The following is an 11931-nucleotide window of genomic DNA, read 5'->3' as shown; positions in this document are numbered from 1 at the left end:
AAAACTCAGCACCTGACTGTCTCGTTCCAAGCGGTCGAGTGCCTCGTGATCTTGAGCGTAATAACGCTCTCCGTTCGGTAAAAGCTGTCCGACACGGTCGTGGATATCCGGTCTTTGCCGACGTTCAATTTTGCTGGCATTGTTTCGAACAGCTTCTTTCGTAGGAGAATTCATGGAGGAGATCGGTGACAGCATTAAGCGCAACATGGACTTTTCCATCCGTAATCTTTGCCTTTGATATCCGACCAGAGACATTCACGCCCGTAACTGAATGACCGCTAGGCAGAGAACTCAGGAAAGAATAATGCCGACTACACAATTCCCCTCCCAGCAGGTCGGAGATTTCACAGTCACGGCGATCAGCGACGGCACTCTGAGCGCCAGTCTTGATCTCCTCTCGAATATCGAGCCCTCGGATGCCGCGCGGATGGAAGATGAAGCGGGGGTGAAGGATACCTCCTCCATTCATATAAACTGCTTTCTGGTACGCGGAGGTGGTCGCACGGTCCTGATTGACGCCGGGGCTGGTGGTTTCAGGCAATGGGGAGGTCTTTTGGCGTCCAATCTTCCGCAGGCCGGAGTGCAGTTTTCTGGGGTCGACACAATTCTGCTGACGCATGCTCATCCAGATCATGTTGCTGGGCTTTTGGATAAAAACGGGGAGGTCGTCTTTCCGAATGCCGAGCTTGTCGTCCACAGGCGAGAAATCGAGTTCTGGCAGGATGATGGCAATCTGAGCCGCGCAAGTGAGCGGGCGCGTGGGAACTTTTTCATGGCGCGTCAGATATTCGAGAATTACCGGAACAGGTTACGTCTTTTTGAAGGTGGCGAGGTATCCCCCGGCCTGACAGCCGTGCCTCTTCCGGGACATACGGCGGGGCATACCGGCTATCGTGTTGAATCCGATGGTCGAAGCCTTCTGATCTGGGGGGACATCGTTCATTTCCCAGAGATCCAGATCCCACGCCCTGATGTGTCAATTGCTTTCGACCTGGACCCGAGCCTTGCAGCTGAGACACGAGCACGGCTGCTCGACCTCGTTAGTTCTGAACGGGTGCTGATTGCTGGAATGCATCTCCGCAAAGATGGTTTTGGACGCATTGAACGAAAAAATCAGCAGTATAGCCTTGTCTATGAGGGCTGATACAGGGAGAGAAGAAATATTGTTTTCAAAATCTCTCTCCTGATGCCCCAATATTCAGGAGTTACATTTGTCTCAGCGTGTCAAATACTGCGAAAAATCGGTAATTCCGATATAGTTTATGGTTTTGAGAAGCGACCTCTCTTTCAGGCAGGAGAGGTCGTTTTTGGTTTGAGCCAGTGAAACAAAGGCCCAGTCAGGAGGGTAGAAATGACGGCCAGGACCATCAGGGAGGCAAAGGCAAATTCTGACAACATACCCTGTTCGTGCAGAATGGTTGCAGCCACAATCTCCATCAGTCCTTTACACTGCAGCAAGGCTCCCAAGCCGAGTGTCTGACGACGTGACAGACCCTGGGAGGGCGGAAAGATGTATATTGAACCCATTTTGACCACGATCGAAATGGCCACAAGTGAAAGAGAAGCCAGCACTGAAGGCCAGGTGAGGGCATCACCATTGATATGCAGGCCGCTATGGCCGAAGAAGAGCGGGGCTACCCATACGAGTGCAGAGGTCGAGATAGCTCGAAGGGCAGACGTCTCACCCATGAAGGTGGCATGAACGCCCCGGCGAAATAAGCCCCGATCAGTTCATGCAACCCGAGCGTCATGCTCGCCCAGGAACCCAGGCTCAGATAAAGTGGAACGACAGCCCAGACCAGAAAGCGTGGCGGATTTCGAAAGTGTCGGGATGCCAATGATCCACCGGCAGCCAGAAGTATCAGTAGAATCACTGCGCCTGCTTCCCTTACTCCCCAGCTATGCATGGCAGCCTGACGTTCTGCGGCAATCTGTAAAACGGCCAGACCGATCCATAATGTGGCGTCATCAATAACAGCGAGTTTCAGAGCAAGCTGGCCGATGGGTTTGTCTGCAACAGGAAGCTCACGGACAATGCCGATGAGTACGGGAAGTGCGCTGACAGCGATGCAAAGACCGATGGAGGCCGCAGCGATAAAAGGTGTTACGGAAGGTGCATGCCATCCGGGAAGAGGCAGAAAGAAGAAATAGACAAGCAGGGAACCAATCAGAAACGGACCGCCGAGGGCGATAGCGGCGCCACCCAGCAAGCGAAGCAGGCCCGGTTTGGGAAGGGTATTTGCTGAGGGTTCTCCTTCCGGATGCTGCCACATTTCCATGCCGGCGGTGAAGGCCAGAACAAGTACGGCAATCCACCCGATCGTATCACCATAAAAGGACGGGATACCGATTTTCTGCAGTGGCAGATGCCATACAGCTGCCATGATACCAATCAGGATCGGTATAACGGCAATGGGTATGATACGTCCAAGCAGGCGCCACAGCATCCAGGGGACGCAGACAAAAATACCAATATCTGCCAGGACCGCAGTCAGATCGTTCATACCCACCCTTCCGATGTTTTGCCTCAGGATAGCTTGGTTGTGGATGGGAGCGCAAACCAGGCGTCAGAAACCATGGACCAGTGCCCTATACTGCTCAGCAGTTTTCTTTCTGATCAGAAACACATTAAATATAGATATTGAATAATTACGACATATATTGACTCAATATTTAATATACATGACTGATAGTGGAAATTTTCTGACAGGGGCAATCATGCACCAGATATAAAAATATACAGGCATCCGAAAGAGGGTCGTTACGGTGCAGCTCTGACTGTCATCGGGGCTATGATATGGCTATTGCTGATCCTGAGCTTTCTTATTCAGCCGCGCGGAATCGTGTTCCTGATTTTCGCTGTTATCTATGGCGTTATAGCCTGGGTTTTACTCAAATTTCTTGCAGCATTGTTTCGGGCGCATATGTTTGGCAATATGGTTGCTCTGACTGATGAGCAGTTTCCAGAACTTTATACGGTTTTCGTAGAAGTGAGCCAGAAACTGGGGTTATCTGAGATTCCTCAAGCATTTATCTATAATTCTCATGGCGTAATGAATGCGCTTGCCTTGCGTCTTTCGCGAGGGCGCTATGTTCTGCTGACCTCCGCGATCGTTGAAGCCGAAGAGGATGCACAGCTCCGGTTCGTGATGGGCCATGAGATTGCCCATCATGTTCTGGGTCATCTTAACTCGCTCAAGGAGTTTGTGCGTATGCCGGCAAGCTTCGTTCCCTTTCTTTATCCGGCTTATTCCCGCGCGCGCGAATACAGCTGTGACGCTGTCGGTGCGTCACTGGTCGACAACAAGAGAGATGCACAGACTGCGTTGCAGATGATTGCTTGTGGCGCAAAAAGGCTGAATCACAGCATGAATCCCGCTGCTTTTGTCGCACAGGAGAGGCATGTGCCCGGTTTTGCCGGTTTCTGTCGCGAGATCCTGATGACTCATCCGAGAATGACACGTCGTGTAAATCGGCTGATTTCTCTTTTTCCCGAAGGTAAAGAGCCGCGTGCGTAACAGGATGAACTGGCTCGACAACCGCCAGTTCAGAAGTTCTACCGTGTACGGTCTCAGGGGCGGAGAGGTTTTCTGCCCCTGAGGTAAGTCATATTGTCCTGCGTTCTATTGGGATTAAAATCCAGCCTGCATGCTGACCGAGAATGATCGCGGCGCACCAATCAGGACTTCGGATGGATAACTCGTGTCAGCCCACTGGACAAAATGCTTGTTGCCGATGTTGTCAATGCGGCCATAAAGCGTGAAGTTTTTGCGGATATGCCATGCTGTAAAGACGTTCACCAAGGCATAATCCTTGAGTGAGAGCGTATTGGCGAAATCGCCTTTACGTGCCGAAACATAGCGCATGCCTGTACCCAGATCGACAGGCAGGTCAAATGCAGAAGACCATACTGCCCAGAGATTGGCTGTTACTGCAGGGATGTTTGGTATCTGATTACCAGAGGCGTTGATTGTGGCATCTGGATAGAAAGTACCGTAATGCGCGTCTGTATATGCAACATTACTCGAGAAATACCAATATTTGTTCAGATGCCAGTCTATTTGCGCCTCAACGCCACGTGAGTGCTGGCTTCCGGCTGTTGATATGGTGTCCTGGCCAGTCTGAACCAGAATTCTGGTACGGCGGATATCGAAAAGCGAGAGTGTGGCAATGACATGCCCGGAGAACGTTTTGGCCTTGATACCGATTTCACCTTGGCGTGAATGACTCAGGCCGCTGAACTGACCCCGATTGGCGATGAACAGATTGGAACCTGGCGGATCTTCCGCTGTCGTATAGACGCCGTAAAGGCTTACTGAAGGGAAAAGATCGTAAACCGGCCCCAGGCGGAAATTGGCAGGATTATAATGACCCTTGAAGCTTGTAGAGGTACTGAACTGACCACTCTGGTTGTAATTCTGCCTGTCGAGAGAAAGCCAGTCATAGCGAAAGCCACCGACCAGACGAAGTTTGGGTGTGAGCGAGAGCATGTCTTCGAGGAACATGCCTGCATCGATCATGGTTGTCGGAGATTTCCGGTAGGGGTACTCACCCTCGAAGGCACCCAGAACTCCGCGCTCAGGGCTGACCAGTGAGACACTATCGGCATAACTGGCATCGGGAAAACCACGATTGCGGATAAACCGTATGTAATAGCGTCTCCGCCAATCACCAGACGGTTTTTCAGCCCGAACAGTCTGCTGTCGAACCGGGCATCGACTGTATCACCGACCTGATGCTGGTTTTGATAGACATAGAAGCGGTCCCGGCCAATTCGTCCAGGCAGGATCTGGTTCCCATGAGCATCAACAGCGTTCAGACCTGAGACATAGCTGTAGGTTTCTGCATTGTCCCATCGTCTTTTTGCATAGGTGAAATAAGCCTTGTCATGGAGGGTGATGCGATCGTTGAGGATCCAGTTAATATGCAGGGTCGGAGTGGCGTTGACCGAACTGGCGCGCGGATTGGCGACATTGTAGTTGCGCCAAAGGGATGACTTGCTGATGACGAGACCGTTTGACGAGTGGAGAAGCCCGCCAGTTGCATCCTGAACGGCAGTGCCGGGGATGAGGGGCGCACCGTAATAGGTCGAGAGTTCGTCTGTCAGGTAATCCATCCCCAGCCGCACAGAGAAATTCCTGACCGGATGCCAAAGGAGGGTTGTCGTCCAGTCGTTGCTATGGGGATTGGCGCCCTTCACGTAACCGTCTGACGAGGTGCGGCTGAAGTCGCTGCGTAGTGCAAGACTGGGAGATAACGGAATGGAACCGCCTATTCCGGCGTTCCAGCTGTTGAAGCTGCCGTAGGATACCAACGTATCCAGATGGGCATGATCAGGATCGGGACTACGTGTCCGCATATCGACCGTGCCGCCCACGGCGCCTTGCCCATAGAGAACGGAAGAAGGGCCTTTGAGTACTTCGACCGCTTCAAGATTAAAGGCATTGAGCGGGCGGTTGACCATGGTCGTAGGACCGAAATAGAAGCCGTCGCGTAGGATAAGGATCTGGTTCCCGCTGAAGCCACGCATCATGAGTTGCGCCGGATTGCCTGGTGAGCCGCCTGACGTTACCCCGGGGGCCGCGTCAGCAGCCTGCTCGGCCTGGGCATAGCCGCGCTGGGATATGATCTTCCGGTCGATCACGGCGATCGATGCGGGGTTATGTTGCAGACTCAGCCGAGTTTACCGCCAATGGCCGGTCGGGCATTCAGCGGTGCTCTGGCCGTGGGCTGTAATGTATTCATCGGCCGTGTTCTGGTCCTGTGCGGCTGCCTGAGAGAAAGAGAGAAGGGGCAACCCTGCAAGGAGAAGCGATCTGAAGGGGCGCAAAGGGCGCATGATGGTGGATCTATCCCGGTTTCACATCACTACGATGGGCGGGTTTGCACCTGCCACCTTCGGGACACCCCGCCCGTTGGTTCTCGTCCGTGACCATGCGTGATGGCAGGTCTCCTGACTTGTGCGTCACTGACTGATAACAGGCCTTCCCGGAGGGATAATCCAGTGGCTGGGTCGGTATGACCCGCGTTATCATTCTCGACACCTACAGTTGCGGGGGCAGTCATGGCCTTGGACCATGTTCCCTTTTCATCCCGGCAGGCGGGAACCATCGCCCGCGACCCTAGCGTCAGTATCTGCTCTGTCAATTCACGACAGGGATCAATCTCATCATATTTGTTACACCATGAGGCAGCAACGGTTCATTCCTTACCCCGGTGGCACGCTGCGCTAATACTCTCCGCCCAAAAAATGGATTCCGGCCTGTTTTATGTCGCGCACCTGTCACCGACGAGCAGACATTATCTGCGCGCAGGTGGTGCCTGACCCATGTGCGGATCAGAGTGGCTTGGTTGGCCGGTCTGTACATGGCCTGCAAGTGCAAGGAGGGTTTTTCCTGATTCATCTTTCAGTTCGAGATGATACCAGTGATGGCTGGTAGTGAGATTGCTGATTTCAAAAAGGCCCGGGTTCCTGTCGATGACTTGTTCATCAATCTTCCCGCTATAATGATTCAGAACCTGCGCTTTGACGGCTGATGGCGCAGTACAGGAGAGAACTAGCCTTGATGTCTTGAGAGGTGTCTCAAGAGAAAAACCGATGCCGGTTTCTGGTCGGAAAAAACGGTAGAAGCCATCTGGTCCATAAACTTCAACGATGCCCCTGCTTATGCAGGGAAACGCGCTGGATTGCCCTGCTGCAACGGTGAGATGCTCGCTGGCCTTGCCGGTCTGGCGGATACGGAACACCACACCCTGAGTTCCGGTATTGATGAAGCGGAGTTTTGCAGGCTCATCGGGACGGACTTCGACATCGAAACGATAGGGCAGGGCACGGCTTGGTCTCTGTCCTGCTTCCTGTACTGGCAGGCTCCCTTTTTCCGGTACGAGCGGGGGTGGGTGAGCGCAGGACAGGCGTGTCTGCGGTAGGTAGTCATCGGTATTGGGAAGCTCGGCAGTCCATGCGGCATCGGGATTTTCGAAATCAAAAGCTGAAGTGAGATCGCCGCAAACAGCGCGTCTCCAGGGTGTGATGGTCGGACACATGACACCAAACCGCTTCTCCAGAAACCGGATCACCGAAGTATGGTCGAAAACCTGCGAATTGACCCAGCCGCCTTTTGTCCAGGGCGAAATGATCAGGGCAGGCACACGCGGGCCAAGCCCCACGGGTTCACCATGATAATCCTCGCCTGTTGTCGGGACTGTCTGACCTCCCTGATTGGCCAGTGATGGTACCGGTGGCGGCACGTGGTCAAAGAAGCCGTCATTCTCGTCGTAATTGAGGATGAAGACGGTTTTCGCCCAGGTCTCGGGGTGACGGACAAAGATATCGATCAGCTTCGAGATCAGATGTTCGCCAAATCCGGGCGGTGCTTCAGGGTGTTCTGACAAGGCAGCCGGGGGTACAATCCAGGAGACTTGAGGCAGGGTGCCACTGGTAATGTCATGCTCGAACGCATCGAGCAGATAGCGGCCTTCAAGTTCGTGCATGTTCTCCTTGTTCGAACCGGGAACAATGGAGCGGGCGTTCTGATAGCGCCAGTCCTTATGGTCGAGATTACGGAACTGGCGGAACGAGGCGAGGGGGTTATCACCGAAATTGTCGTATTCCTGGTAGAATTTCCAGCTTACCCCGGCTTCCTGCAATCGTTCGGGATAGGTCGTCCAGTCAAACGGGATGAATTTGGGATTGTCATGCGCCATGTCGGCCGACCAGTTGCCGTCATCGACATTATCGACAGCCTGTTTGCCAGTTGCACCGACCGAAAGCCCGCTCGTACCGGTGAAGAAATAGAGGCGGTTCGGGTTGGTCGGCCCGAAGAGTGAGGCATGATAGGCGTCACAGATGGTGAATGCGTCTGCCAGCGCATAGTAATACGGTATTTCCTTGCGGGTGAAATAGCCCATGGTCATGGGTGTTTTATGGGGCACCCAGCTATCCCATTCGTTCCACGCTGCCTGTGTGCCTTTCCAGCTATGATCGAGACTTTTCAGACAGGCTGCTGATGTGTGAACGGTGTCGAAAAGAAATGGCCAGATAGCGCGGCCGTTTCCGTCCTTCTGTGCGAAAACCGAGCTGCCATCAGCCTGAATTTCGGCGTGCGGGTCACCATATCCACGTACGCCACGCAGAGAGCCGAAGTAATGATCAAAAGCACGGTTTTCCTGCATCAGGATCACGACGTGTTTTACATCCATGATTGTGCCCGTTTCACGATGGGCAGGAATAGCCAGTGCCTGTCTCAGATTTTCAGGGAGCATGGCCCCAGCCAGAGTAGCAGCACCAAGACCGAGGAAATGCCGACGGCTGGGTTTCATGACGGTTGCTCCGTTTTCTTAGTTGAAGTGCTTGCGGATCGTGAAGAAGACCATGCGTGGTGCAGCCGCCTGCAACGTCTGGAATGTCCTGGACGGATCCGAATTGATAAAGCCGTTGCTCCCGACCGTTGCGATATAGCGTTTGTCGAAGAGGTTGGTGACGTTGATCTGCGTATCCAGGCCGCGCAGCCAGAAATTCTGGCTCTTGAAGCGGTAACCGACATTCAGGTTGAAGACGTCATTTGCCGGAACGTACGCGTCATTGGTATAGGTGTAATAACGACGATCCTGGATCTGCATGAGGACATTGCCCCAGATCTGACCGTCATCATAGCCTACCTGCAGGTTGGCGAGATTGCGCGGCATGCCGACCACATTCTTGCCCTTGATGGCAGCAGAGACCGTACCATTCGCCATCACGTCGTCCTGATAAAACGAGTTGTTGAAAGCGTAGGAGGCGAAAATCGACCAGTTCGGGGCGAACTGCCAGTTCACGGCTGTATCGATGCCGCGTGAAATCACCCCACCGACATTCGAAAGTACAGAGGCATTTCCCTGAATGCCTACGCCCTGCGTGACCGAGAGAAGGCGGTTTTCGAACTGTACATAGTAGCCGGTTACCGTCGCCTGGAAAGTCTTGGTATGGTAACGATAGCCAAGTTCTTCGGTATTCGACATTTCAGGCTTCAGGCGTCCCTGAAGCGCCTGGAAGCCTGCCACAGTGGTCGAGAACGGCCCCGAAGTCTGGGCGCTGTCAAAGGCCGCCATGTTGCGGCTGTAATCAAGGAAGATCTCGTGATTATGGTTGAAGCGGTAATTCGCGCCAACCTGTGGCAGGAAACCGTTCGAGGCATTAAGCGACCCTGACGGATAGGCTGTTGGAACTGCCGTGCCGAGATAACTGCCGTCCATGGCGCGTGCCGTATTGTCGACAATCAGCGATTTGAATCCGTAATTGACCTTGAGTTTCGGCGTGATTTTCCAGGTGTCGCCCAGATGCACCTGATAGGTCTTGGTATTGAAGGCGCTCTGCCACTGTGTTGCGAAAGCATTGTTCTTGTACCAGTGGGTCGAAGACGGTGAGCCGTCCAGCGCGAGCGGGTAGAAGCGGCGCGCCTGATTGAAATTGTTGTTTTCGAACCAGAAGCCACCTTCGATGGCGTGGTTGGCGATCTTGTACGTCAGGCTGCCAATGAAACCGGCACGATGGATGTCATACTCGGTTGTACGGGTCGAGAGTGGCGAGCCGCCTAGCTGGGCCGGGGTGGCTGTATAGGGTGTTACCCAGACGCCTTCGCCCGAATTGGTGTGTCCATAGCCCATGACATAACCAGAGAGCCGGTTATTGACCCGGAAATCGAGCTTGCCGTAACCCAGCGCGTCTTCGCGCAGACCACCCGCATTATAATAGACTGTGTCTTGGTTCTGGATCCCTTTGGGAAAGGCCGTGCTATTCTGGTAGGCATAGGCGATCTGCTTCGCCAGTGCATAATTGCCGGTGATATTGTCGAGATTGTAGCCGTAGTTCCTGATCTGGGAGAGGGACAGATCCTGATAGTCGTTTTCGGCGCGCTTGGACCAGTCACCGAATACCGTGAGCTTGAGATGTTCGCCCAGCGGCTGGACGAATTTGGCATTGGCCTGATCCTGTCTCTGAACGCCGTCGCCCTTCCACTTGTTAGCGTCCTGATGGTTGTATGAGACGTAGAACTTCCCGCCAGTCTTGAGCAAGCCGCTATTGATGCGGGCAAAGGTACGCCACGTCGAGGCCGAACCAATGGTACCACTCACATCCGCCCCGAATTTATCGGAGGGATCAATAGAGGTGAATTGCAGCGCGCCGCCGAGGTCATTCGAGGCGGCAACGCCTACGGCACCCGCGCCCTGGGTCAGTGTGGCAGGCCCATTATTCTCTGTCTGGAGAGCGCGTCCGATCGAAAGGCCGTTATCGTTGCCATAGGCCAGATTGCCGAGTGGCACGCCATCAAAGGTAAAGCCGAGACGGCTCTGATCAAACCCGCGAATGATGATCTGCTGTGACCATTCATAGGAACCGAGTGGATCGGACGAGGTAAACATCACGCCTGGCAGTTTCGAGAGTGCCTTGAAGGGGCTGGTTCCCGGTGTGTATTCCTGTATCGCCGTGCGCGAGATAGTCTGGGTCTCACGCGCCTGACCGGCACCAAGAACAATGATCGACTCAGGGGACTTGCTTTCTATTTCCCTTGAACGGGGCTTACTGCCCCGGCTGGATGGGCCTTTTGTCGCTGATTTCTGTTTCTGATGCACAGGAGCTGAACCGGGCACCGGAGCGGCAGGAACTTCCTGGGCATACGCGTCTTTGGTAATTGCGCAGCAATGACCAATGCCGAAAGGCTGGCAGAAAGAACGAGACTGTGTCTGAATTTCATCGAAGAGGCCGTTTTTTCGTGAACGAATGACGGTCCGTCAATATCGGCATAAGGCAGCAGACTGTATTATGATTTTATTAAATAGTTACTGAAACAAAACAGTCATTTCGTAGTCACATAATTGTCTTTTATGGCATAGTGGAAATTGTTTCTTGTACGTTTTATAAAACAGGATAATGCGATCCTGGTGCCTGTCGGATGAGATTGCGCGCAAGCGTGATAAAATTCTTCTTGCACTGGCCCATAGGTAACCGTGTGAAAGCGATAAGAAGCGGGGCGGTCAGACCATGGATGGGGGCAAGCGGGCGAATAGCACTCTGATCGCTTGTAAACCGGGCCATTGAGGCAGGAAAAACGGAAAGACCCATACCCGCTTCAATCAGATTGAGGGCTGAGATCATTTGCGGCACGACATGTGCCTCACGGGGTTCATACCCCTCGACCCGGCATGCTTCCAGTACTCTGGCATGAAATCCCGGGTTATGCGGATTCCGGTACATGACGAAATCGGCGTCCTTCAGCATCGCCAGAGAGACGGCTTGATCTGCCGATGTGGTGGCAAGGACATGATCGCGGGGGAAGGCCACGATCATGGGCTCGTCGAAAAGCAGTTCGGTTTTCACGCCCAGAGGCAATTCACCAGGTGTTCTGACAAAGGCAACATCCAGTCGGCCGGTGGCAACCTCCGACAGAAGCGGGCTCGTATTGTTTTCACGAAATGTCAGCTCGGCACCCGGCCATGTCTGCTGAAAAGCCCGAAGCATGGGGGCGACCATAGAATGGCTGATGGCCGATGGCGTAAAGCCGACGGCGAGGTGACCGAGTTCGCCTCTTGAGGTACGTGCGACCTTGTCCAGCATGGCGTCATGGTGATCAAGCAAGGTCTGTGCCTCCTTTGCCATGGCCATCCCCGCATCTGTCAGGCGCACCCCTCTGGGTAATCGTTCAAAAAGACGTGCGCCGAGTGCGGTCTCAAGAGCGGCGATCTGTCTCGTTACGGGGGGTTGTGCCATGCCGAGCAGGCTTGCGGCCTTACTGATGTTACCTTCATTCGCCACGGCAAGAAATGTTCTCAGGAGACGCAGTTCAATCATTCTTCAGATCCATACCTGTTCGGTATAGATTACATTAATGACATGTAATGTTAACCCGGACTAGATGGCTGCTGTGTGCAGGGCATCGACCGTACCAGAAAGATGCC

Annotated in this window: 7 protein-coding genes, 2 pseudogenes and 1 riboswitch; of the genes and pseudogenes, 2 read left to right on the top strand and 7 right to left on the bottom strand. The window is 53.7% G+C overall.

What is annotated here, in order from left to right; translation table 11 throughout:
- Positions 1–219 (bottom strand): annotated as a pseudogene (locus JCM25354_RS22670) (hypothetical protein); the annotation flags it as partial.
- Positions 220–304: 85 nt separating this feature from the next.
- On the opposite strand from JCM25354_RS22670, the gene JCM25354_RS11910 reads away from it, so the two are divergent.
- The gene (locus JCM25354_RS11910) at positions 305–1144 is read left to right on the top strand and encodes an MBL fold metallo-hydrolase (protein ID WP_025886180.1); all 840 of its coding nucleotides are present in this window, start codon (positions 305–307) and stop codon (positions 1142–1144) included.
- 143 nt (positions 1145–1287) lie between these two features.
- Here JCM25354_RS11910 and JCM25354_RS18630 read toward each other — a convergent pair.
- A pseudogene (locus tag JCM25354_RS18630) lies at positions 1288–2504 on the bottom strand (cation:proton antiporter).
- Between the two features lie 339 nt (positions 2505–2843).
- Here JCM25354_RS18630 and JCM25354_RS11900 point away from each other — a divergent pair.
- On the top strand, positions 2844–3518 hold the full coding sequence (locus tag JCM25354_RS11900; protein WP_159103494.1) for a M48 family metallopeptidase: 675 nt from the start codon (positions 2844–2846) through the stop codon (positions 3516–3518).
- 114 nt (positions 3519–3632) lie between these two features.
- Here the strand turns inward: JCM25354_RS11900 and JCM25354_RS22665 are convergent, their stop codons facing one another.
- From JCM25354_RS22665 to JCM25354_RS11880, 5 genes are all read right to left on the bottom strand, one after another.
- Positions 3633–4520 carry a TonB-dependent receptor gene (locus JCM25354_RS22665; RefSeq protein ID WP_051537383.1) on the bottom strand — a complete coding sequence of 296 codons (888 nt, stop codon included), beginning with the start codon at positions 4518–4520 and terminating at the stop codon, positions 3633–3635.
- The gene (locus tag JCM25354_RS22660) at positions 4517–5644 is read right to left on the bottom strand and encodes a TonB-dependent receptor plug domain-containing protein (RefSeq protein ID WP_051537382.1); all 1128 of its coding nucleotides are present in this window, start codon (positions 5642–5644) and stop codon (positions 4517–4519) included. The genes JCM25354_RS22665 and JCM25354_RS22660 overlap by 4 nt, the downstream gene beginning before the upstream one ends.
- Positions 5645–5926: 282 nt before the next feature.
- Positions 5927–6127: riboswitch (cobalamin riboswitch) on the bottom strand.
- Positions 6128–6300: 173 nt separating this feature from the next.
- Complete coding sequence (locus JCM25354_RS11890; protein WP_025886178.1) at positions 6301–8319, bottom strand: phosphocholine-specific phospholipase C; 2019 nt, start codon at positions 8317–8319, stop codon at positions 6301–6303.
- 18 nt (positions 8320–8337) lie between these two features.
- Positions 8338–10608 carry a TonB-dependent receptor gene (locus JCM25354_RS18620; protein WP_243444050.1) on the bottom strand — a complete coding sequence of 757 codons (2271 nt, stop codon included), beginning with the start codon at positions 10606–10608 and terminating at the stop codon, positions 8338–8340.
- Positions 10609–10891: 283 nt separating this feature from the next.
- Positions 10892–11824, bottom strand: a complete 933-nt coding sequence (locus JCM25354_RS11880) for a LysR family transcriptional regulator (protein ID WP_025886177.1) — start codon at positions 11822–11824, stop codon at positions 10892–10894.
- Positions 11825–11931: the final 107 nt, after the last annotated feature.

The organism is Asaia prunellae JCM 25354 (assembly GCF_000613885.1).
Taxonomy (GTDB): Bacteria; Pseudomonadota; Alphaproteobacteria; order Acetobacterales; family Acetobacteraceae; genus Asaia; species Asaia prunellae.
Note: the sequence above shows the minus strand (reverse complement) of the source record. Positions and strands in the feature narration are given on the sequence as shown.